Source organism: Phytobacter sp. MRY16-398 (assembly GCF_003925915.1).
Taxonomy (GTDB): domain Bacteria; phylum Pseudomonadota; class Gammaproteobacteria; order Enterobacterales; family Enterobacteriaceae; genus Phytobacter; species Phytobacter diazotrophicus.
Genome location: NZ_AP018756.1, coordinates 5,023,215 through 5,047,875, shown reverse-complemented (window position 1 = coordinate 5,047,875; position 24,661 = coordinate 5,023,215). Strand labels below are relative to the sequence as shown.

Here is a 24,661-nt window from a genome sequence, read left to right as displayed (position 1 = left end):
ATGGTGAAAGTATATGCTCCGGCCTCCAGCGCCAATATGAGCGTGGGTTTTGATGTGTTGGGCGCCGCGGTGACGCCGATAGATGGCACGCTGTTGGGTGATAATGTCTCAGTTGAGGCGGCGGACAGTTTTAGCCTGAAAAATCTGGGGCGTTTTGCCAGCAAACTGCCGACAGAGCCTCGTGAAAATATTGTCTACCAGTGCTGGGAGCGTTTCTGCCAGGAGATTGGCAAAACGGTTCCTGTGGCAATGACACTGGAAAAAAACATGCCGATTGGCTCAGGGCTGGGCTCCAGTGCCTGTTCTGTTGTCGCGGCGCTGGTGGCAATGAACGAGTATTGCGGCAAACCGTTAAATGAGACGCGAATGCTGGCGCTGATGGGCGAGCTGGAAGGGCGCATTTCCGGCAGCGTGCATTACGACAACGTGGCGCCTTGCTACCTTGGCGGCATGCAATTGATGATCGAGGAAAACGGCATTATCAGCCAGCAGGTGCCAGGCTTTGATGAATGGCTGTGGGTGCTGGCCTATCCGGGCATCAAAGTTTCTACCGCGGAGGCCCGCGCTATCCTGCCGGCGCAGTATCGTCGTCAGGACTGTATTGCTCATGGTCGGCATCTGGCGGGCTTTATTCACGCCTGCTATTCCCGTCAGCCCCAGCTTGCGGCGAAGCTGATGAAAGATGTTATTGCTGAGCCGTATCGCATGAAATTATTGCCTGGGTTTAATGAGGCACGTCAGGCGGTCGCCGAAATGGGTGCGCTCTCCTGTGGTATTTCTGGTTCCGGCCCAACGCTTTTTGCGTTGTGCGATAAAACGGAAACCGCGCAACGTGTGGCAGACTGGCTGAGCAAACACTATTTGCAAAATCAGGAAGGCTTTGTTCATATTTGCCGTCTGGACACGACGGGTGCACGAGTAGTGGGATAACCAATGAAACTCTATAACTTAAAAGATCACAACGAACAGGTCAGCTTCGCGCAGGCCGTCACGCAAGGGCTTGGCAACAACCAGGGGCTGTTTTTCCCGCATGACCTGCCGGAATTCAGCCTGACTGAAATTGATGACATGCTGACCATGGATTTCGTTGCGCGCAGCGCCAAAATCCTCGGGGCGTTCATCGGTGATGAAATTCCGCAGGACATTCTGGAAGCGCGCGTTCGGGATGCGTTTGCGTTCCCGGCGCCCGTACAGCCGGTTGAGAGCGATGTTGGTTGCCTGGAGCTGTTTCATGGCCCGACGCTGGCGTTTAAAGACTTCGGTGGGCGCTTTATGGCGCAAATGCTGACCACCATCAGCGGCGACAAGCCGGTGACGATCCTGACTGCGACCTCCGGTGATACCGGGGCGGCAGTGGCACATGCCTTCTACGGCCTGAAAAACGTTCGTGTCGTGATCCTTTACCCGAACGGAAAAATCAGTCCGCTACAGGAAAAACTGTTCTGTACGCTGGGTGGCAATATCGAAACCGTCGCCATTGGTGCGGATTTCGACGCCTGTCAGGCACTGGTAAAACAGGCTTTTGATGATGAAGAACTGAAAGTGGCGCTGGGCCTGAACTCAGCGAACTCAATCAACATTAGCCGCCTGCTGGCGCAGATTTGCTACTACTTTGAAGCGGTGGCGCAACTGCCACAAGAGGCGCGTAATCAGCTGGTTGTTTCCGTGCCAAGCGGCAACTTTGGCGACTTAACGGCGGGCCTGCTGGCGAAATCGCTTGGGCTGCCCATTAAGCGTTTTATCGCGGCGACCAATGCGAATGACACCGTACCGCGCTTCCTGCAGGACGGTGAGTGGAAGCCAAAAGCGACACAGGCAACTCTGTCGAACGCGATGGACGTCAGCCAGCCGAACAACTGGCCGCGCGTGGAAGAGCTGTTCCGCCGTAAAATCTGGCGCCTGAACGAACTGGGCTATGCCGCAGTGGACGACGAAACGACCAAAGAGACGATGCGTGAACTGAAAGGTAAGGGCTATCTCTCTGAACCGCATGCGGCCATTGCTTACCGTGCGCTGCGCGATCAACTGCATCCGGGCGAGTACGGCCTGTTCCTGGGGACCGCGCATCCGGCGAAATTCAAAGAGAGCGTCGAAGAGATTCTCGGCGAAACACTGCCATTGCCGAAAGAACTGGCAGAGCGCGCAGATCTGGAACTGCTGTCGCACCATCTGCCTGCGGACTTCGCTGAACTGCGTAAACTGATGATGAGCAAAGCGTAATCCGCTTCGTCTCAAACCAGAACCGGGTGAGCGTAATCGCTGCCCGGTTTTTTTACGCCTGAATACGGAGAAATTAAGGAGGAATATGGCAGGAAAAACGGAGGAATTCCCATAAAATGCGGGCACTTAGAGATTAGGATTGCAGAGAATAACAAGCCGCCATCACTTTGCTTAAGCTCCTCACATCGGCCCACTACGGGCAAGATGAACAAAGGAGTAACCCATGTTGAAACCTGTATTCTTCGCGCTTTCGTTGTTGATGGTGGCTCCGCTGGCGGCACAGGCTGCTGAAATTACCCTTGTGCCAGCAGTAAAACTGCAAATCGGCGATCAGGATCGTCACGGCAACTACTGGGATGGCGGCCACTGGCGCGACCATGACTGGTGGCACAGACACTACGAATGGCGCGAAAACCACTGGCGCCCGCACGGTGACGACCGTCGCGACTTCCGTGGCGACTATCATGATGATCGCCACGATGATCATCATCCGGGGCCGGACTGGCACCACGATTAAACCCTTCGCTTAGTCTGCCCCCTCCTCAGAGAGGGGGCCACAGCCTTACTGTTCGTGACGTTTAAAGACCAATTCGCCCTTGCCGGACAGTTCTTCATCAAAGAAATAGCCTTCGCTATCAAACGCGGTTAACTGCTCTGGTTTTGTCAGGCGGTTTTCAATGATGTAACGACTCATCAGACCGCGTGCTTTTTTGGCGTAAAAACTAATGACCTTAAACTTGCCATTTTTCTCGTCCAGAAAAACGGGTTTGATAATTTGCGCGTTCAGTTTTTGCGTTTTGACCGACTTAAAGTACTCATCGGATGCCAGATTCACCACGATGTCATCGCCCTGCGCCTTAATGGCGTCGTTCAGCGTATTGGTGATGACCTCGCCCCAGAACTGATAAAGATCCTTCCCCTTCGCATTTTCCAGGCGGATCCCCATCTCCAGACGGTAAGGCTGCATCAGGTCCAGTGGACGCAAAACGCCGTACAAACCAGAGAGCATACGCAAATGCTGCTGTGCAAAATCGAAATCAGCCTCGGTGAAGGTTTCTGCCTGCAGGCCGGTATAGACATCGCCTTTAAAGGCCAGAATGGCCTGGCGGGCGTTTTTCGGCGTAAAGTCCGGCTGCCAGTCGTGAAAGCGGGTGGCGTTCAGGTCGGCAAGCTTATCGCTGATACCCATCAGGGCTTTGATTTGCTGCGCGCTAAGCTTACGTGCAACCTTAATCAACTGCTGCGAATAATCCAGCAATTCAGGCTGTGTGTAGCGCGTAGTGGCCAGCTCACTTTGATAATCTAGCGTTTTCGCGGGCGAGATGAGAATCAGCATAGTCAGTCCTTGCAGGAAAATTTCCGCTGACTGTAACAAAAAACGGCCTGCAATTGATCAATAGTTGCGATTGTCATTTACGATCCCGTTTTATCATCCCATGCGCCGGGCGCGAGCTGCTGGTTAATATCCGGATAACGCTTCGGATCGAACACTGGCATCACTCCCATCTTGCGCTGGCGTAGATAATCGGCGGCGATAAGGGTGACGACGGGAGACAGTAGCAGAATCGCCGTCATGTTAGTGATAGCCATAAACGCCATCATTACATCTGCCACATGCCAGAGTAACGGGATGCGCAATTGAGAGCCGATCAACACCATCAGTAAGATCCCGATACGCAACAGCCAAATATTACGCCTGCTGTTCATACGCAGGAAAATGAGATTATTTTCGGCGTAAACGTAATTGGCGATAATGGAATTAAACGCAAACATGATGATGATGACGGCGACAAAGCTGGCTCCCCATGAACCCGTCAGGGCTACCATCGCTTCCTGAACTATCTGGACGCCAATGATTGGGTTATCTGTTGGCGTATCCTTTGCCAGGAGAAGAATAAACGCGCTGGCGGTGCACACCAAAAACGTGTCGACAATTACGCCGACCATCTGCACGAAGCCCTGAGCGGCAGGATGAGGGGGAGATGAAGCCGCGGCTGCGGCGGCATTCGGCGTTGAGCCCATCCCTGCCTCGTTGGAGTACATACTGCGTTGAAAACCGCTGGTGAGCGCCTGGCTAAGCGTGTAACCCATGGTACCTGCCGCCGCTTCCTGCCAGCCAAAGGCACTTTTCACAATATTGGCGAACATCTCCGGCAGTGCGGTGAAGTGCGCAATGCCAATACCGACACTGGTCATTACCCAGGCCAGGGCCATGATCGGGACCACCCACTGCATGATGCGAGCAATCTGTTTCATGCTTTTCGTGATCAACAGCAGAATCATTCCAGCAAAAATAAGACCGGTGTAAATCTCATTAAAATGCCAGGCAAAATGGACGGCATTCGCTACCGAATTGGCCTGAATGGTATTGAATAACAGCCCGTAAACCAACAGCAGGAATACGGAAAACAGCACGCCCATCCAGCGCATGCCAAGGCCTCGCGCCATGTACCATGCAGGACCGCCGCGAAATTGCAGGTTGGCGTCGCGTTCTTTGTAGAGTTGCGCCAGTGTGCTTTCGGCGAAACACGTTGCCATGCCAATCAAGGCCGATATCCACATCCAGAAAATCGCGCCGGGGCCGCCTGCCGTAATCGCTAACGCCACACCGGCTAAATTACCGGACCCCATTCGTCCGGCAAGACTGAGAAACAGCGCCTGATACGACGTCAGTCCACCCGACTGGGCGCGGCTATGTTTGAGATTATGGTAGAAGTCGCCAATCAGGCGAAACGGTACAAATTTGCTTTTAAAAGCAAACCAGATACCTGCCGCAAGCAGCAGGTAGAGCATCAATGAACCCCAAAGTATTTCACTGATAAAAGAAAAGAATTCAGGCATTAACATCCCTCTTGTCTATGCCGGTTCGCAGGTTAATAAGCAGCGCTATTATTAATAAAGCACTACTTTGCAGGCAATTAATAAATCTAGTTTACCATACCGGGCGTGCGCAATGTCTGCGGTTGCGCTGGCAGGGCGTCGTGTTATCATCAGGGCAGACCGGTTACATCCCCCTAACAAGTTCAAAGAGAAACACTATCATGACGGATAAATTGACTTCTCTGCGTCAATACACAACTGTTGTTGCTGACACCGGAGATATCGCGGCGATGAAGCTGTACCAGCCGCAGGACGCTACCACCAACCCTTCTCTGATTCTTGGCGCTGCCCAAATCCCTGAATACCGCAAACTGATTGATGACGCTATTGCCTGGGCGAAAGAACAGAGCAGCGACCGCGCGCAGCAAGTGGTAGACGCAACGGACAAACTGGCGGTGAATATCGGTCTGGAAATTCTCAAACTGATCCCTGGTCGCATTTCTACCGAAGTTGACGCACGCCTTTCCTATGACACCGACGCGTCCATCGCGAAAGCAAAACGCCTGATCAAACTGTATAACGACGCGGGTATCAGCAACGATCGCATCCTGATCAAGCTGGCTTCTACCTGGCAGGGTATTCGCGCGGCTGAGCAGCTGGAAAAAGAAGGCATCAACTGTAACCTGACGCTGCTGTTCTCCTTCGCCCAGGCACGTGCCTGTGCAGAAGCTGGCGTTTATCTGATTTCCCCGTTTGTGGGCCGTATCCTCGACTGGTACAAAGCCAACACGGATAAAAAAGAGTACGCACCGGCAGAAGATCCGGGTGTGGTTTCCGTAACCGAAATCTACCAGTACTACAAACAGCACGGCTATGAAACCGTCGTGATGGGCGCAAGCTTCCGTAACGTCGGTGAAATTCTGGAACTGGCAGGCTGTGACCGTCTGACTATCGCTCCGGGCCTGCTGAAAGAGCTGGCGGAAAGCGAAGGCGCTATCGAACGTAAACTGTCCTATGCTGGCGAAGTGAAAGCACGCCCGGAACGTATTACCGAAGCGCAATTCTTCTGGCAGCACAACCAGGATCCGATGGCAGTAGACAAACTGGCGGATGGTATCCGTAAGTTTGCTGTTGACCAGGAAAAACTGGAAAAAATGATCGGCGATCTGCTGTAATCATTCAGGTGTGGCCGGAGACCCGGCCACACTTTCCCCTCTGTCTGCATTTCCCCTCAGCGTGTATCATTTCCGTTAGTCATTATTTTTTTGAACGGAATGAATATGGATACATTACGCATTGGCTTAGTTTCTGTTTCCGATCGCGCCTCCAGCGGTGTTTACCAGGATAAAGGCCTCCCGGCACTGGAAGAGTGGCTGGCGCAGGCGCTGACCACTCCTTTTACCATCGAAAAGCGGCTTATTCCGGACGAGCAGAGCATCATTGAACAGACACTGTGTGAGCTAGTGGACGAGATGAGCTGCCATCTGGTCCTGACGACGGGCGGCACCGGTCCTGCGCGCCGTGATGTCACTCCTGATGCAACACTCGCCATTGCTGACCGTGAAATGCCGGGGTTTGGCGAACAGATGCGTCAAATCAGCCTCAACTTTGTACCTACTGCCATTCTCTCCCGCCAGGTGGGGGTGATTCGCAAGCAGGCGCTGATCCTCAATTTACCGGGGCAGCCAAAATCCATCAAAGAGACGCTTGAAGGGGTGAAGCAGGCAGACGGGCAGGTAACCGTGCCGGGTATTTTTGCCAGTGTACCGTATTGTGTACAGCTTCTCGATGGGCCTTATATCGAGACCGATCCCAAAGTCGTAGCGGCTTTTCGCCCAAAAAGTGCAAGACGCGAGACAATATCCTAAAAATAGTGGTTTTTTAAATTAAGTCATGCGGGCACTGGAGTGTTGATTTATTTACGGTATAGTAATTTTTAATTTACAGTTTGCGTAAAAACGAAATCAACACTTCCTCTTTACAAATGGTCCGCTATGTCAAACTACACACGTCCCCTCAATAAGCAGGATTACAAAACCCTCACGCTTGCCGCCTTAGGCGGTGCGCTTGAGTTCTATGACTTCATCATTTTTGTTTTCTTTGCCGCCGTTGTCGGTGAGCTGTTTTTCCCGGCGGATATCCCGGAGTGGCTGCGTCAGGTGCAGACGTTCGGCATCTTTGCCGCAGGTTATCTGGCGCGCCCGCTGGGCGGTATCGTGATGGCCCATTTTGGCGATCTGGTGGGGCGTAAGAAGATGTTCACCCTGAGCATCTTGCTGATGGCGGTGCCTACGCTGGCGATTGGCTTGCTGCCAACGTATGCCTCTATGGGTATCGTTGCGCCGTTGCTGCTGCTATTGATGCGTGTCTTGCAGGGGGCGGCGATTGGCGGCGAAGTGCCGGGTGCGTGGGTGTTTGTGGCGGAACATGTGCCGGAACGCCGTATCGGGATTGCCTGCGGAACATTAACCGCCGGGCTGACGGTGGGGATCCTGCTTGGCTCTGTGGTCGCTACCCTGATCAATACCAGCATGACGCAGCAGGCGATTCACGATGGTGGATGGCGTATACCTTTTCTGCTGGGCGGTGCGTTTGGCCTGGTGGCAATGTATTTGCGCCGTTGGTTGCAAGAGACGCCGATTTTCCTCGAAATGCAGCAGCGTAAAGCACTGGCGCAAGAGCTACCGGTGAAAGCCGTCGTCATGAAGCATAAGAAAGCGGTAGTGATCTCGATGCTGCTGACCTGGTTACTGTCGGCCGGGATCGTAGTGGTGATTCTGATGTCGCCCGTCTGGCTGCAAAAACAGTATGGTTTCGCGCCAGCCTTAACCCTGCAGGCGAACAGTATCGCGACCATTATGCTCTGTTTCGGCTGTTTGACCGCCGGGCTGGTGGTGGATCGCGTTGGCCCCAGCAAAACTTTTATTGTCGGCAGCATTATGCTGGCCTGCTCAAGCTGGTTCTTCTATCACCTGACGGGCAGCCACCCGGAGCAGCTTTTTGCCTTGTATGGGCTGGTCGGGTTCTGCGTTGGGGTTGTCGGGGCCGTACCCTATGTGATGGTTCGCGCTTTCCCGGCGGAAGTGCGTTTTACCGGGATCTCCTTCTCTTATAACGTCTCTTACGCCATTTTTGGCGGGCTGACGCCGATTGCGGTGACGATGCTGATGGGGGTTTCGCCAATGGCACCCGCCTGGTATGTGCTGGCGCTGTCGCTGATTGGTCTGGGGCTGGGGTTATGGCTGCGCCAGGACCTGGTCGCTACCGAGAGCCCGGCGTTGGCGAAATCCACGCGCTAAGTGCGCGTTTGGAAAGAAAGCGCCATCGGACGATGGCGCTGAGAAAGATTAGTGCGAAGGCGTGTAGCTCAGGACGATATTGTCATCGGGGATCTGGGTGAAGTCCTTGATGATAGTGTGATAATCCGCCAGCGGATCGATGTCTTTAAACAGCTCCGGGTAGAAAATCTTACTTAACGTTTCAATCGCGATAATGTTGTACGGATTATTGTAGAAGTGGTGATAGAGCGCGCCGGTATGGCCCTGAGTAACGGCAGGAATACTGCTGACCCCCTGGCGTGCCAGTAAGGCATTGAAGGCGGCAGCCACTTCTTTTTCGTCCACGTTGTAGCCGAACGGAATGATCGCCGTTCCTTTGCCCGGGCGTCTTGAACCGGTCATCAGGTAGTAGTCCGGGTTCATGGAGATGATTTTTTCCACTGACACATTACCGGTTGCCCCTGGCAGCAGTTGTGAACCAATGTTCACACCGCCCGCCGCTTCGACCAGACCGCCCCAGCCATTACGGGCATGGGTAAAGCAGCAACCATTATCCAGCCCTGCGACACCCGCGATCGGTTCGATAAACACCAGCGGTTTTTTGTGAGCGTTGGCCAGACGCTGATGCAGCATATCCAGACGTTGCTGATAGAAAGTGATGTACTGTTGCGCGCGCTCATTTTGGCCGAGCACTTTACCGAGCAGCGCGATACCTGGCAGGGTGTTTTCTACCGGATGCAGTTCGTAATCGACAAACACCACCGGCACATGCAGTGCCTCCAGTTTTGCCAGCACACCACTTTGTACCAGGGACGGTTTAGCGCGGAGCTGGGCAATCATCAGATCCGGATGGCGCGAGATGATGGTCTCCAGATCGACATTCCCTTGATCCGAAAACTGCATGTCCAGGATCTTCTCGGCTTCCGGCCATTTGCGCTTAAGGACGTTCCAGGTTTCCGTATCCTGTTTTTTCGGCAGGTTGTTCCACGCCACCACTTTGGCAAAGGGATTGTCGCGCTCCAGCAGCGCCAGCGCCAGGATATCGCGGCCATCCTGCAAGATGATGCGCTGCGGCTCCTTAGGGATCGTGACGCTGCGGTTATCCAGATCCGTCACCGTGACCGGCCAGTTTTGTGCCATCGCCAGCAGGGGGGCAAAGATCAGCGCGATCCCCATGATTGTCTTTTTCAGATTCATCTCTTTCCCGTCTTATGACTGTTTTAGGTTGTTAATCCATCGACCACCACGTGTGGTAGTCCCTGCGAACAATATTCGACCCGGCCTTTTACCCCGTAGACTGCCGCCAGGTTCGCGGGCGTGACAACCTCGCCTGGAACGCCGCTGGCAACCAGCGCGCCGTTTTTTAACATCACCGCATATTCGGCATGGCGCAGCGCAATGTTGATGTCATGGATCACCACCACCGTCACGATGTTACGCAGGCGCGTTTCGCGGGCGACGATGTCCATTACGTGGAACTGGTAGTTCAGATCGAGTGCGCTCAGCGGCTCATCTAACAGCAGCAGGTCCGGTTTGCGAATCAGCGACTGGGCAAGGCCAATCAACTGTTTCTGTCCGCCGGAAAGCTGGTCTAAAAAGCTCATCGCCAGGTGCGAAATACCGAGCTTATGCAGAATGTCGTAGGCCTCCTGTTCGACGTTATCGCCGCCATAGAAGCCGCTGGCGCGTCGGGCGACGATAATCGACTCCAGCGCATGCAGATGCACGCCCTGTGGCAAGGATTGCGGCAGATAAACCACCTTTTGCGCCCGCTTTGCCGGGGAGAGGGTCATTAAATCTTCGCCATTCAGCCACAGTTGTCCCTGGGCCGGGTTGAGATCGGCAAGCGCACGTAGCAGGGTGGACTTGCCGGAGCCATTCGGCCCCAGCAGAGCGGTGATTTGCCCGCGTGGCAGCATCGGGGTGGTTAGCCCATCGATAATTTTCTTTTTGCGATAGCCGGTATGCAGGGCGTGGATGCGCAGTCCGTCGGTCATATATTCCCCCGATGGCGAATGATGATGCTCAGGAAGAAGGGGACGCCGACCAGGGAGGTAACAATACCGACGGGAATGATGACGCCGGAGACAATGTTCTTCGATAACACGGACGCCAGTGAGAGCACCAGTGCGCCAATCAACATGCTGCCGGGCAGGTAAAAGCGGTGGTCTTCACCAAACAGCATTCGCGAGATATGCGGCGCCACCAGGCCAATAAAGCCAACAGGCCCAACAAAGGCCACGGTCAGCGCGGAGATGATACTGATACGCAGCAGCGTCGCCATACGCAGTTGACGCACATTGATACCAAAACTGACGGCCCGGTCTTCCCCCAGACGCAGGGCGGTAAGCTTCCAGGCATTTTTCATCGACAGCGGAACGATGAGAAGCAGGGCGATGCTCAGAATTGCGAGCTTGTCCCATGAGGCGCGGGCCAGACTGCCCATGGTCCAGAAGACGAGCCCCTGCAATGTATCTTCGCTGGCCACAAATTGCAGAATGGAGATCAGCGCATTGAAGGTAAATACCAGCGCAATGCCAAACAGCACTACGCCGGAGGTCGCCACCCGTGTCCAGCGGCTAATGCCATCAAGAATAAAGCAGGCCAGCAGGGCGAAAACAAAGGCGTTAACCGAGATAACCCACTGATCGGGAATGCCCGGAATACCCAGGCCAAGAATGATAGCCAGCGCGGCACCAAATGACGCGGCGGAGGAGACCCCGAGGGTAAACGGGCTGGCGAGCGGGTTATTGAGGATGGTTTGCATTTCTGCCCCCGCCAGACCGAGCGCCATTCCGACCACGATCGCCATTAAGGCAATGGGCAGGCGTAACTCCCAGACAATAACGCGGGTGCCCGCATCGGCAGACCCGGCATCAACCAGCGCATGCCAGAGTGCGGAAAGAGAGAGCCCGGAAGGACCAATAGTGAAATCGAGAATCAGTGAAAAGAGAATAAACGCCAGGATCGCGCCTGCCAGCGCAAAACGCCGTAGCACGACTTTTCTGTAATGTGACGACACGGCGGATTCGTCAGGCTTGATACTGGCGACAAGAGGGGAACTCATTGGCTTACCTTATGCAACACAACAGAATCGATGTATCCCCCAACGTTCCTGTTCAGGCTGTTGCATGATATCCAATATCCGGGATGCTCCCGGCGACCATATTAGAAATGATAATGCTTATCAATTAAATGGGATTTTTATTACCATCTCGTTTAGCTTCGGTTATGGTTTTGGTCGAAAAACGCGCATTCTGCCAGGCTCCCAGCGCGCGCGAGGTGGCATATGCCCCGGCGATTGAGAGTGCGGCAGGCACCAGGAAACTGTGGTCCATTCGCGTGGACTCCATCACTAAGGCGAGTGTGGTGACGGGCATATTCGCTGAGGCGGCCAGGAACCCGGCAGCCCCCAACAGGGCGAAACTTTCCATATCGCTACCGGGGAAAAGCGGCCCGACAAGCATAAACAGTAATGACCCCAGCAGGCCGCCGACGGCAAGGCCCGGTGTCAACAATCCGCCTGCCGCCCCTGCACGTAGTACGGCGCAGATAACAACCACTTTGAGTACCAGTAAAACCACCGCGAGCCAGGCCGTCATTTCGCCACTCAGCGCCAGTTGCGCAGCACCTTTACCGTTGCCCGGAAGCTGTGGGAACCAGACGGAAAAAATACCCAGCAACGTAAAGGCAATCAGACTGACAGCAGGCATCTGCCAGTTATCCCGAACTTTGCTGCTCGCATATTGGGTGAGGCGGCGAAAAAGAAAAGCGCCCGCGCCCAGCAATGGGCCACAAAGCACGCTCCAGAAAATCAATGATGGGGCAGCGAACTCCGTTGTGAAGTGATACTGATGTTCGTCTCCCAGCCCCAGCGTGGCGACCCAGGCCGCCAGCGCCGACGTAACCAGCGCTGCGATAGCCGCATCCCAGCTAAAACTCACCAACAAAACTTCAAGCGTAAAGATAGCACCCGCCAGCGGCACGTTATACACCGCAGCCAGCCCTGCACCCGCACCGCAGGCGGTCATCAGTTGGATATCGGCAGGGGAAAGGTGCAATCTCCGCGCAGCGCCGCCGGCAAACAGGGCGCCCGCTTCACGTGGAGCGACTTCGCGCCCGAGCGGTGAGCCCATCGCTACGGTGATGATTTGCAGCAGAATATGAACAAGTGTGGTGAGTGGCGGCATCGGTTTGTCCGGATTGCTTACCGCCGTACTGATGCTGACACGCTTTTTGCCATAACGGGCAAGCAGCCACCATCCTCCCCCGGCAACGATGCCTGCGGCGACCAACACGATAAAGCGTCGCTGTGCACTGGCGTCGCTCACGCCCTGCAAAAAGGTCTGTGGACTTATCAATACATTCTGGCTATAGCCATACGCGAGGTGCTGAATTTCATGTAGCAACATGGCAAGCAACATACCGCTAAGCCCGGCCATGACACCGGTGAGAAGAAGCGCAACCCAGCGTTGCAACCAGTAAGCACGGCCCTGGAAAAGCGTAGTCATTGTCAGATTCTGTCTGCGAAGAAGTGCCGTCATCATCCCATAAAGTGGATGAATGCGTAATCAACAGGAAGGCAAAAACGGGGGAATTCGTGCCCGCGGTGCAGGCACGAAGAAGGGATTAGTGCTGCCCTTGTTCGCCAATTGGCAGAACGGTACGGCCATATTGCTCGTTGAGGACTTCACCCATCGCCAGGTAGATAGCGCTTGCGCCACATACCAGACCAATCCAGCCGGCTACATGAACGATACCTTCGTTGTCTGCCAGGTGACCTACTGCCAGCAGAGCGAACAGCACGGTCAGGCTCAGGAAGACGAACTGCAGCATACGTGCGCCTTTCAGCGTGCCGAAGAACATAAACAGGGTGAACACACCCCAGATACCCAGATAGACACCCAGGAAATGGCCATTCGCTGCATCTGCCAGACCCATTTTAGGCAGCAGAAGAATCGCAACCAGGGTGAGCCAGAAAGAACCGTAAGAGGTAAATGCGGTTAAACCGAAGGTGTTGCCTTTTTTATATTCCAGCAGCCCCGCAAAAATCTGCGCGATACCACCGTAGAAAATACCCATAGCCAGGATAATACCATCCAGCGGGAACATGCCAATATTGTGCAGGTTAAGCAGAATAGTGGTCATGCCGAAGCCCATAAGGCCCAGCGGAGCCGGATTAGCCAACTTGATGTTGCCCATAATTCCTCAAAATAAATCAACATTGAAGGATGAAATGTATTCCCCGCGTCTATATAGAGGAGGCGGGGCGCGGCATCATAAATAGCGTCACTGGCTGTGTCTATGATCTGAACAGGTGGAAATTAAAAATTTTTTTATTCCTTACCCCTTGATGAGCTTCGTTGCGACCCCATCTTGTAGTCAACCGCAATGTGTGGACCTGAAAAAAAACGAACGAGGGTAGTTGAAACCGCACGATTCGCCCTTATTACAGGTTCACAACCACATGTTGACCGAATTTTTAGTGGAGACGTTTAGATGGGTAAAATTATTGGTATCGACCTGGGTACTACCAACTCTTGTGTAGCGATTATGGATGGCACTACCGCGCGTGTGCTGGAGAATGCCGAGGGCGACCGCACCACGCCTTCTATCATTGCTTATACCCAGGATGGTGAAACTCTGGTTGGTCAGCCGGCTAAACGTCAGGCAGTGACAAACCCGCAAAACACCCTGTTTGCGATTAAACGCCTGATTGGCCGCCGCTTCCAGGACGAAGAAGTTCAGCGCGACGTTTCTATCATGCCGTACAAAATCATCGCTGCTGACAACGGTGACGCATGGCTTGATGTGAAAGGCACCAAAACAGCACCGCCGCAGATCTCTGCCGAAGTGCTGAAAAAAATGAAGAAAACGGCTGAAGATTACCTGGGTGAGCCAGTAACTGAAGCGGTTATCACCGTACCGGCATACTTCAACGATGCACAGCGTCAGGCAACCAAAGATGCTGGCCGTATCGCGGGTCTGGAAGTCAAACGTATTATCAACGAACCGACTGCCGCTGCACTGGCTTACGGGCTGGATAAAGAAGTGGGCAACCGTACTATCGCGGTCTACGACCTCGGTGGCGGTACCTTCGATATCTCTATTATCGAAATCGACGAAGTTGATGGCGAAAAAACCTTCGAAGTTCTGGCAACCAACGGTGATACCCACCTGGGTGGTGAAGACTTCGACAGCCGTCTGATCAACTACCTGGTTGAAGAATTCAAGAAAGATCAGGGCATTGACCTGCGCAACGACCCGCTGGCGATGCAGCGTCTGAAAGAAGCAGCAGAAAAAGCGAAAATTGAGCTTTCTTCCGCTCAGCAGACCGATGTGAACCTGCCGTACATTACTGCAGACGCCACTGGTCCGAAACACATGAACATCAAAGTGACTCGCGCGAAACTGGAAAGCCTGGTCGAAGACCTGGTGAACCGTTCCATCGAGCCGCTGAAAGTTGCGCTGCAGGACGCTGGCCTGTCTGTATCCGACGTGCAGGACGTTATCCTGGTCGGCGGTCAGACCCGTATGCCGATGGTGCAGAAGAAAGTCGCTGAGTTCTTTGGTAAAGAGCCGCGTAAAGACGTTAACCCGGACGAAGCTGTTGCTATCGGTGCTGCGGTCCAGGGTGGTGTGTTGACCGGTGATGTGAAAGACGTGCTGCTGCTCGACGTTACTCCGCTGTCGCTGGGTATCGAAACCATGGGCGGCGTGATGACTGCGCTGATCAACAAGAACACCACTATCCCGACCAAGCACAGCCAGGTGTTCTCTACTGCGGAAGACAATCAGTCTGCGGTAACCATCCATGTGCTGCAGGGTGAACGTAAACGTGCGTCTGATAACAAATCTCTGGGTCAGTTCAACCTGGATGGTATCAACCCGGCACCGCGCGGCATGCCGCAGATCGAAGTGACTTTCGATATTGATGCTGACGGTATTCTGCACGTATCTGCGAAAGACAAAAACAGCGGTAAAGAGCAGAAGATCACCATCAAGGCATCTTCTGGCCTGAACGAGGAAGAAATTCAGAAAATGGTTCGCGAAGCAGAAGCGAACGCTGAATCTGACCGTAAGTTCGAAGAGCTGGTTCAGACCCGTAACCAGGGTGACCACCTGCTGCACAGCACCCGTAAGCAGGTTGAAGAAGCAGGCGACAAACTGCCAGCGGAAGATAAAACCGCTATCGAAGCTGCGCTGACCGCGCTGGAAACGTCTCTCAAAGGCGAAGACAAAGCGGACATCGAAGCGAAAATGCAGGCGCTGGCTCAGGCTTCTCAGAAACTGTTGGAAATCGCACAGCAGCAGCACGCACAGCAGCAGGCTGGTGGCGCTGACGCTTCTGCGAACAACGCGAAAGACGACGATGTTGTCGACGCTGAGTTCGAAGAAGTAAAAGATAAAAAATAATCGCCCTGATGCAGGGTAATTAATCGGCACGGGCGTAGGAGATTTCTCCACGCCCGTGCTCGCATGTTAGGGGTAGATAAAAAAAGATGGCGAAACAAGACTACTACGAGATTTTGGGCGTTTCCAAAACAGCGGAAGAGCGCGAAATCAAGAAGGCGTACAAGCGCCTGGCCATGAAATATCACCCGGACCGTAACCAGGGTGATAAAGAGGCCGAAGCCAAATTTAAAGAGATCAAAGAAGCATACGAAGTTCTGACCGACGCGCAAAAGCGTGCTGCGTATGACCAGTATGGCCATGCGGCGTTTGAACAAGGCGGCATGGGCGGCGGTGGATTCGGCGGCGGCGGCTTTGGCGGCGGCGCTGACTTTAGCGATATCTTTGGCGATGTCTTCGGCGATATTTTTGGCGGTGGCCGTGGTCGCCAGCGTGCGGCGCGTGGCGCCGATTTACGTTACAACATGGAATTGACGCTGGAAGAAGCCGTTCGCGGCGTCAGTAAAGAGATCCGTATCCCGACGCTGGAAGAGTGTGACGTTTGCCACGGCAGCGGCGCGAAAGCCGGTACCCAGCCGCAGACCTGTCCGACCTGTCATGGTTCTGGCCAGGTGCAGATGCGCCAGGGGTTCTTCGCCGTTCAGCAGACCTGTCCGCACTGTCAGGGGCGCGGTACGCTGATTAAAGATCCGTGCAATAAATGTCACGGTCATGGTCGCGTAGAAAAAACCAAAACCCTGTCCGTTAAAATTCCGGCAGGCGTGGACACGGGCGATCGCATCCGTCTGGCGGGTGAAGGTGAAGCGGGCGAGCACGGCGCACCGGCAGGCGATCTGTACGTTCAGGTGCAGGTGAAACAGCACGCTATCTTTGAGCGTGAAGGTAACAACCTGTACTGCGAAGTCCCCATTAACTTTGCTATGGCGGCGTTGGGGGGAGAAATCGAGGTTCCGACCCTGGATGGTCGCGTCAATCTGAAGATCCCTGGCGAAACTCAGACCGGCAAGCTGTTCCGCATGCGCGGTAAAGGTGTGAAATCGGTACGCGGCGGCGCGCAGGGCGATCTGCTGTGTCGTGTGGTGGTTGAAACGCCGGTTGGCCTGAACGATAAGCAGAAACAACTGCTTAAGGATTTGCAGGAAAGCTTTGGTGGACCGACAGGTGAACACAACAGCCCGCGCTCCAAAAGCTTCTTCGACGGTGTCAAAAAGTTCTTTGATGACCTGACGCGTTAATCAGGTATAACTTTTAGAGGGTTGCTTAACGCAACCCTTTTTTATTGCATCCGCAGCCATAAACGGCTTATCACTTATCTTGTTTTATGGATCTCTCCTTGCCGCCGTGGTGTGAAAAAAATTACATCGAACGGCGTGTTATGTTATTAACGTAAACCCCCGAATTATTCCTTCTACTAAATTGAATTACCTTCCTGCTGGTCGTAAAAAACAAATTTTAGTGCAATTTCTTATTTTCATAGGTTAACGATACGAAAAACAACATTTTCTGACACCTGCATTTTAACGGCTTAGCTAATCCATCAATGTGATATCTCTATCACAAACCAATTTGTTCTTTTTAATAAACTGGCCTCGTTTTCATTCTTGCCTGAGATCGTTTTTATTATTGAAGTATTCACGTTAACTATAATAATGAGGAATGCATTATATGCCCCAAAAAAAGGGAAAGTTGCTGGCGTGTGCCCTGATATCGACGACCGCATTATGCAGTCTCCCTGCATGGTCTCTGGAATATAAAGGGGCTTTTGGTTCTATAAATGCCGGTTATGCTGACTGGAATAGCGGTTTTGAAAATGTTCATCGTGGTGAAGTATGGAAAGCAACTGCCGATTTTGGCGTTAATTTCCGCGAAGCAGAAATTTATTCATTTTTTGAAAGCAATGTTTTAAATCACTCTGTTGAGGGACGAAACCATACCGTATCGGCGATGGCCCATGTCCGTCTCTTCGATTCTGACTACTCCTTCTTCGGAAAACTATATGGTCAGTGGGACAACTCATGGAGCGATGATTTAGATATGTTCTATGGGCTTGGCTATCTGGGCTGGCAAGGGAAATCGGGTTTTTTTAAACCCTATATTGGGTTGCATAACCAGTCCGGGGATTATTACTCAAAAAAATATGGGCAAACCAGTGGCTGGAACGGTTACGTTATTGGCTGGACCGCAGCATACTTCTTCAATGCTTTTAATGAGAAGTTTGTATTGTCGAACTGGAATGAAATTGAACTCGACAGAAATGATGCATACGCCGAACAACAGCATGGGCATACCGGAATTAATGGTGGTTTAACATTAGCCTGGAAATTTTATCCCCGCTGGAAAGCATCTGTCACCTGGCGTTATTTTGATAATAAACTTGGTTATGATGGATTTGGCGATCAAATGATTTATATGTTGGGCTATGAATTTTAATTTTTCAGAGGATCTGAAATGAAGAAAACATTTGTTGCCAGTATGATTGGTCTGGCGTTATATGCAGGAAGCACAATCTCTCCCGTTCATGCCGCAGAGGCGAAACGCCCTAATTTGGTGATAATTTTAACGGATGATTTAGGCTACGGTGATCTGGGGACTTATGGTCATCAAATTGTCAAAACGCCAAACATCGATAAATTAGCACAGGAGGGCGTCAAATTTACCGATTACTACGCTCCCGCGCCGCTTTGTTCGCCTTCACGTGCGGGCTTACTCACAGGACGTATGCCTTTCCGCACCGGTATTCGTTCCTGGATACCGGCAGGCAAAGATGTGTCGATTGGTCGTAATGAAGTCACCATCGCGAATTTATTACGTGAGCAAGGCTACGATACGGCGTTAATGGGCAAATTACACCTTAACGCCGGGGCGGATCGCACAGACCAGCCGCAGGCTAAAGATGTTGGGTTTGATTATTCACTGGTTCACGCCGGTGGATTTATCACTAACGAACGACTGGCAAATGCAAAAGAGCGCCCTCGCTACGGCGCCGTTTATCCGGATGCCTTTATTCGCAACGGTAAGCCCATCGGCGAAGCGAAATTACTGAGCGGTGAGCTGGTCAGTACCGAAGTGGTGAACTGGCTGGACGAGCGCGAGAAGAAGAAAGAGGACAAACCGTTCTTCCTGTACGTTGCCTTCACCGAAGTGCACACCCCTGTCGCGTCGCCGAAGAAATACCTCGATATGTATTCGCAATATATGAGCGAATTTCAGAAGAAACACCCGGATATGTATTACGGCGATTGGGCGGATAAACCCTGGCGTGGACCGGGTGAATACTATGCCAATATCAGCTATATGGATGAGCAGGTAGGTAAAGTCGTAGAAAAAATTAAGGCGATGGGTGAAGAAGACAATACCATCATTATCTTTACCAGTGATAACGGACCGGTAACGCGTGAAGTTCGTAAAGTCTACGAACTGAACATGGCCGGTGAGACCGACGGCCTGCGCGGACGTAAAGATAATCTCTGGGAAGGGGGCATACGTGTTCCGGCGATCATTAAATATGGCAAACATCTGCCGCAGGGGATGGTAACCGACACGCCGGCTTCCGGGCTGGACTGGATGCCGACTCTCGCACAGATGATGAAATTCGATCTGCCAAAAGATCGCACTATTGACGGTCAGTCTCTGACGCCTGTCTTCGAGAAGGTTGCGCTGAAACGCGAGAAACCGCTGATTTTTGGTATTGATATGCCTTTCCAGGACGATCCGACCGACCTGTGGGCGCTTCGCGACGGAGACTGGAAAATGATCATCGACCGCGAAGGGAAGGCAAAATATCTCTACAACCTCAAACAGGATCGGGCTGAAACCATGAACCAGATCGGCAAAAATCCAGAGGTTGAAAAGCGTCTGTATGAGGAATTCCTGAAATATAAGCAGGATATTGATAACGATTCACTGATGAAAGCGCGCGGTGAAAAACCTACGCCAGTTACCTGGGGTTAAACGCATTTAATAATAAAAAGAAGTAATTATGCCACTTAGGGCACTGCCCGCCCGATCTTTCATATAGAGGGATCGGGTTATTTTTATTTCAGGGACGAACATCATGTTAAGAAAAAGCTGCCAGGTCATGGTCAAACCCACCGGTTCGGTATGCAACCTTGATTGCCAGTACTGTTTTTATCTCGAAAAAGAGAAGCTTTACCCTGAGAGAAATAAAAATTTCCGCATGAGCGAAAGCACCCTTGAGCGCTTCATTGCCCAGCATATCGCTGCGCAGGATGTTGACGAGGTGATTTTCGCCTGGCAGGGAGGCGAACCCACACTGATGGGGATAGCGTTTTATCAGCAGGCCATCGCGCTACAAAAACGTTATGCCAATGGCAAACAGATTGTGAACACCTTTCAGACCAATGGAATACTCATCGACGATCGCTGGGCTGAGTTTTTCCGTGAGAACGCCTTTCTGGTTGGCATCTCAATTGATGGTGATGCGGCGTTGCATGATGCATGGCGGGTGACGCGAGCGGGAAAACCAACGCATGAAAAAGTAGAGCGCGCGATCTATCTTCTTGCCCGCCATGAGGTTGCATTTAATACCCTCACAGTGGTTAACGCGGCAAACGCGGCCCACCCGCTTCGGGTTTACCGCTATCTGAAATCGCTGGGTAGTCAGTACATGCAGTTTATCCCGTTGGTGGAGCGAAGAAGCAAAACTTCTGACACTGCATCACTGGCCCATCCGCAGGAACCGCAAGCGGAGATGATGCCCTGGTCAGTGGGCTCTCTGGCGTTTGGTGAATTTCTTTCGACGATTTTTGATGTGTGGATCCGGGAGGATATCGGCGACATTTCTGTGCAACTCTTTGATCAAACTCTTGCGGCGTGGTGTCGATTGCCGCCTCAGGTTTGCGTGTTTGCCCCGACATGCGGCAGTGCTTTTGCTATGGAAATGAACGGCGATGTGTATAACTGCGATCATTATGTCTATCCGCAGTACAAACTTGGCAATATCAATAACACTACCATCAGAGAGATGAACAACAGCCGGCAAAACCACACGTTTGGCGAAGCGAAAAACAAATACCTTTCTCGTGAGTGTCACTCCTGCCCATGGCTGTTTGCCTGCAATGGCGGTTGCCCGAAACATCGTTTTTTGCCTCAGGCAGAGGGATCATTCCCGCAAAATTATCTTTGCCAGGGCTATCAGCACTTCTTTTCTCATACCTCCGCGTTAATGCAAGCGATGAAAACCCTGTTTGAAAATGGATACTCGCCGGCAGATATAAGGTATGTTTTATCGGCAAACTGAGCATTTCAGGGAGGAAACGCAATGTTTGGTCATCATGATGTCGACTGCTGCAAAACTTTTGGCTGCAAAAACCTGGGTATCCTGAATAGCCCCGATTACCAACCGCAGGGGAAAGATATTCTTTGCCGCGAATGTGGTTTTACCTTTCCGCGGATTTCCAGACACGCTTTGAATGTTTTTCGTACGGCTGTCAATAAAGAGTGGAAGGGATTAATAAAACAGTGCCCTTTTTGTGGCGGGACGGCTTTTAAACGACACGGTTATTCTTCGCAAGGTAAAAGCCGACTCCTCTGCCGTCATTGCAGCAGAACCTTCCTTTTTACGCCGGTGAGTCTGGAAAAAGAGAATTTAAGCGAGTTGGGTAAAGGCATTGCGGCAGGCGCTACTTTGATAGATCTTCGCAGAGAGCTGCGTCTGGACAGTACCTCCCTGAGCCGACAATTTTCCCGACTGGCGCGGCAGGTTAATAGCCTTCAATCACAATGTCTTTTCCAGGCATATGACATTGCTTTGTGTACGCGCGCTTTTGTTCTGCCTTATCTGGGTTCGGGCAATTTGCTCTATATTCTGGTGACCGCCGAGGCGGATAGCGGCAACGTTGTTGCCGTCTCCACCAATTACTCGCCAGTCTGCGTAGAAAAAGAATATCAGTACACTCACAGTTTTACAGAGCGCTCATTGAGCGGAACGTTTGCCCACATCGTTCAACGAAAAGAGAAGCTGACTGCGCAACGGGCGACGTTATTCGATATTGATTACGGCATGGCCGCATTGCGTAAAAACGATGCAGGGATGATAGTGAAGCCCGTTTTGCCTGCTTATCGTCATTTTGAGTTGGTGAAAAAATTGACGGATGAAAGGTCTGTCAATGTTCAGCATTTTCTTGAACACGAATGCTTTATTTATGGTGGATGCCTGATAGCCAATCACGATGACGTGGTGCGTGGACGATGCCATATATCGTTTGTTGCTGAGCGCGGGCTTGTCGCGCAGCAGCAGGCGCGGCCACCGCGATATTTTCTGGCGGGAGGTATTCGTAACAATGTCTGGCGCTATTTTTCCACGCCTGACTACGCGATGGCCGTCTCCAATTTGACCGGCAGTAAAAAACCTGGAGAATTGTGTCGTGCGACGCTGTTACCCGCGACGCGATTTATTCATTATGTCGAGTCGCATCCTTTTTACGCTCAGATGACGCGCCTTTCCCCGGCAAATCTGACAATGGTCCTTGATTTTATGAAGTATGAATACAACCAGACCCGCACGGTACTGCCGCTCGAGCCTTCTCTCTGCCACTAGAATATCCCCCCTATTCAGGCGAAGTATGCAAAGCCTGAACATCTCATTGATAACCGTATCATCATATAAACTCGGTAAAACCGAGTTTATCCCCAAAATTTATCTGATTTTATCGATGATTCTGGCGGGGTAATATAAGCGCCCCAGGGAGTCGTAAATCGAGAGAAGACCATGAAATTTCTACAACGTTTTTTTAGCAGTGATATCTCAGGCGGGATTGTCCTCATCATTGCTGCCGTACTGGCGATGTTTTGCGCCAATCTGGATGTGACCAAAGCAGGTTATCAAGCTTTCCTTGATACACCGGTTGCGTTCAAGTTTGCAGCGCTGGAAATCAATAAAAATATGCTGTTATGGATAAATGACGCGCTTATGGCGGTCTTTTTCCTGATGGTCGGCCTTGAAGTGAAATATGAGCTGATGCAAGGTTCGCTTGCCAGCCGTCAACAGGCTATTTTTCCGGTGATTGCCGCCCTGGGCGGTATGGTGGCACCAGCGCTGATATTTCTGGCGTTTAACATGCACGATCCGCTGGCGCGTCACGGCTGGGCGATTCCTGCGGCGACGGATATCGCCTTTGCCCTTGGCGTTCTGGCACTGCTCGGCGATCGCATTCCCCCGGCGCTGAAAATCTTCCTGATGGCGCTGGCGATTATCGATGATCTGGGTGCGATCATTATTATCGCGCTGTTTTACACCAGCGATCTCTCGCTGGTATCGCTGGGCGTTGCGGCGGCGGCCATCGTGGCGCTGGCGGTACTGAATGCCCTTAATGTTCGCCGGATCGGCATCTATATGCTGGTTGGCTTAGTATTGTGGACTGCGGTGTTGAAATCGGGCATTCATGCCACGTTGGCCGGGGTCGTACTGGGCTTCTTCATTCCTCTGAAAGAGGAGAATGGCGTCTCTCCGGCCCGTCAGGTGATTGATGCGATCCACCCCTGGGTTGGCTGGCTGATTTTGCCCCTGTTTGCCTTTGCTAATGCGGGCGTATCGCTTGAAGGGGTCACCTTTGCCGGGCTGACGTCGCTGTTGCCAATGGGGGTGATTGCCGGTCTGTTTATCGGTAAACCCGTCGGCATAACCATTTTTTGTTGGCTGGCGCTTCGCCTCAAACTGGCAAAACTGCCGCAGGGGGCGGCGTTTAAACAAATAATGGCGGTCGGCGTGCTGTGCGGTATTGGTTTTACCATGTCGATTTTCATCGCTACCCTCGCGTTTGGTGACGTCGATACACATATGGTTGCTTGGGCGAAATTAGGCATTCTTACAGGTTCAATCCTGGCGGCGGTGGTGGGATACTGTCTGCTGCGTTCGCGTATAGTCCGCTAATTCCTGAAGGGGAAGGCGAACGATAGCCTTCCCGAAAACGTCACTCAGGGAGCGAAGACACGATGTCGAATATCAATTACAACCATCTGTACTACTTCTGGCAGGTATACCGCGCGGGGTCCGTTGTCGGTGCTGCGGAAGCGTTATATCTCACGCCACAAACCATCACCGGGCAAATAAAAGCGCTGGAAGAGCGCCTGCAGGGCAAGCTCTTTAAGCGCCGGGGAAGGGGGCTGGAACCAACGGAACTTGGTGAGCTGGTTTTTCGTTACGCCGATAAGATGTTTACGCTAAGCCAGGAAATGCTGGATATCGTTAATTATCGCAAAGAGTCACATTTGTTGTTTGACGTCGGGGTAGCGGATGCGCTGTCAAAACAACTTGTGAGCGGTATTCTTGAGGCTGCGGTTCAGGAAGGCGAGCCTATCCATTTACGCTGTTTTGAATCCACCCATGAAATGCTGCTCGAACAGTTGAGCCAGCATAAGCTCGATATGATTATTTCGGATTGCCCGATAGATTCTACCCATCAGGAAGGGCTCTTTTCGGTGAAGATTGGCGAATGCAGCGTCAGCTTCTGGTGCCAGAAACCGGCACTTAAAAAGCCCTTTCCTGCCTGCCTTGAAGAACGCCGTTTGCTGATTCCTGGCCGCCGGTCGATGCTCGGGCGTAAATTGCTTAACTGGTTTAATTCGCAGGGGCTGAATGTTGAAGTGCTGGGCGAGTTTGATGATGCGGCGTTGATGAAATCGTTTGGCGCAGCGCACAATGCCATTTTTGTGGCTCCGACGCTCTATGCAAAAGACTATTTTGCCGATGAGAATATCGTCGAAATTGGCCGAGTGGATAACGTGATGGAAGAGTACCACGCCATTTTTGCCGAACGAATGATTCAGCACCCCGCCGTACAGCGTATTTGTAACCGTGATTACTCCCGGCTATTTCATGACCTCTGATGATACGCGCCATATTTCGTTAACCACCGAAGCATGACTTTTTCAGCACGGTAGATTTATCTCTCCTACCCATACAGGAGATA

The 24,661-nt window shown here is 52.3% G+C and carries 21 protein-coding genes; 14 read left to right on the top strand and 7 right to left on the bottom strand.

Annotated features, from left to right (window positions below; all coding sequences use genetic code 11):
- The 3 genes from thrB to MRY16398_RS24610 all read left to right on the top strand — a co-directional run bounded on the left by thrB (position 1) and on the right by MRY16398_RS24610 (position 2,737).
- Complete coding sequence (thrB, locus tag MRY16398_RS24620; RefSeq protein WP_039078274.1) at positions 1-930, top strand: homoserine kinase; 930 nt, start codon at positions 1-3, stop codon at positions 928-930.
- Between the two features lie 3 nt (positions 931-933).
- Complete coding sequence (thrC, locus tag MRY16398_RS24615) at positions 934-2,220, top strand: threonine synthase (RefSeq protein ID WP_125125368.1); 1,287 nt, start codon at positions 934-936, stop codon at positions 2,218-2,220.
- Between the two features lie 223 nt (positions 2,221-2,443).
- Positions 2,444-2,737: a DUF2502 domain-containing protein gene (locus MRY16398_RS24610; protein ID WP_125125367.1), complete on the top strand. Its 294-nt coding sequence runs from the start codon at positions 2,444-2,446 to the stop codon at positions 2,735-2,737.
- A 45-nt stretch (positions 2,738-2,782) separates the two neighbouring features.
- On the opposite strand, the gene yaaA is transcribed toward MRY16398_RS24610, so the two are convergent.
- Together yaaA and MRY16398_RS24600 are read right to left on the bottom strand one after the other, a co-directional pair.
- Complete coding sequence (yaaA, locus tag MRY16398_RS24605; protein ID WP_039078277.1) at positions 2,783-3,556, bottom strand: peroxide stress protein YaaA; 774 nt, start codon at positions 3,554-3,556, stop codon at positions 2,783-2,785.
- A 77-nt stretch (positions 3,557-3,633) separates the two neighbouring features.
- On the bottom strand, positions 3,634-5,061 hold the full coding sequence (locus tag MRY16398_RS24600) for an alanine/glycine:cation symporter family protein (protein ID WP_125125366.1): 1,428 nt from the start codon (positions 5,059-5,061) through the stop codon (positions 3,634-3,636).
- Positions 5,062-5,261: 200 nt separating this feature from the next.
- Between MRY16398_RS24600 and tal the strand changes: the two genes are divergently transcribed.
- From tal to MRY16398_RS24585, 3 genes are all read left to right on the top strand, one after another.
- Positions 5,262-6,215: a transaldolase gene (gene tal, locus MRY16398_RS24595; protein ID WP_071193601.1), complete on the top strand. Its 954-nt coding sequence runs from the start codon at positions 5,262-5,264 to the stop codon at positions 6,213-6,215.
- A gap of 105 nt (positions 6,216-6,320) precedes the next feature.
- Positions 6,321-6,908, top strand: a complete 588-nt coding sequence (gene mog, locus MRY16398_RS24590; RefSeq protein WP_125125365.1) for a molybdopterin adenylyltransferase — start codon at positions 6,321-6,323, stop codon at positions 6,906-6,908.
- 126 nt (positions 6,909-7,034) lie between these two features.
- The gene (locus MRY16398_RS24585; RefSeq protein WP_039078281.1) at positions 7,035-8,339 is read left to right on the top strand and encodes an MFS transporter; all 1,305 of its coding nucleotides are present in this window, start codon (positions 7,035-7,037) and stop codon (positions 8,337-8,339) included.
- A gap of 48 nt (positions 8,340-8,387) precedes the next feature.
- Here MRY16398_RS24585 and MRY16398_RS24580 read toward each other — a convergent pair whose 3' ends face one another.
- The 5 genes from MRY16398_RS24580 to satP form a co-directional block, all read right to left on the bottom strand.
- The gene (locus MRY16398_RS24580; RefSeq protein ID WP_125125364.1) at positions 8,388-9,515 is read right to left on the bottom strand and encodes an ABC transporter substrate-binding protein; all 1,128 of its coding nucleotides are present in this window, start codon (positions 9,513-9,515) and stop codon (positions 8,388-8,390) included.
- Positions 9,516-9,538: 23 nt separating this feature from the next.
- Complete coding sequence (locus MRY16398_RS24575) at positions 9,539-10,315, bottom strand: ABC transporter ATP-binding protein (RefSeq protein WP_125125363.1); 777 nt, start codon at positions 10,313-10,315, stop codon at positions 9,539-9,541.
- Positions 10,312-11,385, bottom strand: a complete 1,074-nt coding sequence (locus tag MRY16398_RS24570; protein WP_039078284.1) for a FecCD family ABC transporter permease — start codon at positions 11,383-11,385, stop codon at positions 10,312-10,314. The genes MRY16398_RS24575 and MRY16398_RS24570 overlap by 4 nt, the downstream gene beginning before the upstream one ends.
- Before the next feature lie 124 nt (positions 11,386-11,509).
- Positions 11,510-12,829 (bottom strand): chloride channel protein, encoded by a 1,320-nt coding sequence (locus MRY16398_RS24565; protein ID WP_125125362.1) that lies wholly within the window; start codon positions 12,827-12,829, stop codon positions 11,510-11,512.
- A gap of 118 nt (positions 12,830-12,947) precedes the next feature.
- Positions 12,948-13,520 carry an acetate uptake transporter gene (gene satP / locus MRY16398_RS24560; protein WP_039078285.1) on the bottom strand — a complete coding sequence of 191 codons (573 nt, stop codon included), beginning with the start codon at positions 13,518-13,520 and terminating at the stop codon, positions 12,948-12,950.
- A gap of 297 nt (positions 13,521-13,817) precedes the next feature.
- Between satP and dnaK the strand changes: the two genes are divergently transcribed.
- From dnaK to nhaR, 8 genes are all read left to right on the top strand, one after another.
- A complete protein-coding gene (dnaK, locus tag MRY16398_RS24555; RefSeq protein WP_039078286.1) occupies positions 13,818-15,734 on the top strand; it encodes a molecular chaperone DnaK in 1,917 nt (638 codons plus the stop codon).
- 86 nt (positions 15,735-15,820) lie between these two features.
- Positions 15,821-16,966: a molecular chaperone DnaJ gene (dnaJ, locus tag MRY16398_RS24550; RefSeq protein ID WP_039078287.1), complete on the top strand. Its 1,146-nt coding sequence runs from the start codon at positions 15,821-15,823 to the stop codon at positions 16,964-16,966.
- A 430-nt stretch (positions 16,967-17,396) separates the two neighbouring features.
- Positions 17,397-18,161: an outer membrane protein OmpK gene (locus MRY16398_RS24545; RefSeq protein WP_039078288.1), complete on the top strand. Its 765-nt coding sequence runs from the start codon at positions 17,397-17,399 to the stop codon at positions 18,159-18,161.
- Positions 18,162-18,179: 18 nt separating this feature from the next.
- Positions 18,180-19,682, top strand: coding sequence for a sulfatase family protein (locus tag MRY16398_RS24540; protein ID WP_125125361.1), 1,503 nt, complete (start codon positions 18,180-18,182; stop codon positions 19,680-19,682).
- Between the two features lie 103 nt (positions 19,683-19,785).
- Positions 19,786-20,991, top strand: coding sequence for an anaerobic sulfatase maturase (locus tag MRY16398_RS24535; RefSeq protein WP_125125360.1), 1,206 nt, complete (start codon positions 19,786-19,788; stop codon positions 20,989-20,991).
- Between the two features lie 21 nt (positions 20,992-21,012).
- The gene (locus MRY16398_RS24530) at positions 21,013-22,290 is read left to right on the top strand and encodes an IS1 family transposase (RefSeq protein ID WP_125125359.1); all 1,278 of its coding nucleotides are present in this window, start codon (positions 21,013-21,015) and stop codon (positions 22,288-22,290) included.
- Between the two features lie 171 nt (positions 22,291-22,461).
- Positions 22,462-23,622: a Na+/H+ antiporter NhaA gene (gene nhaA / locus MRY16398_RS24525; protein ID WP_125125358.1), complete on the top strand. Its 1,161-nt coding sequence runs from the start codon at positions 22,462-22,464 to the stop codon at positions 23,620-23,622.
- 62 nt (positions 23,623-23,684) lie between these two features.
- Positions 23,685-24,578 (top strand): transcriptional activator NhaR, encoded by an 894-nt coding sequence (gene nhaR, locus MRY16398_RS24520; RefSeq protein ID WP_039078293.1) that lies wholly within the window; start codon positions 23,685-23,687, stop codon positions 24,576-24,578.
- The last annotated feature ends 83 nt before the right edge of the window (positions 24,579-24,661 follow it).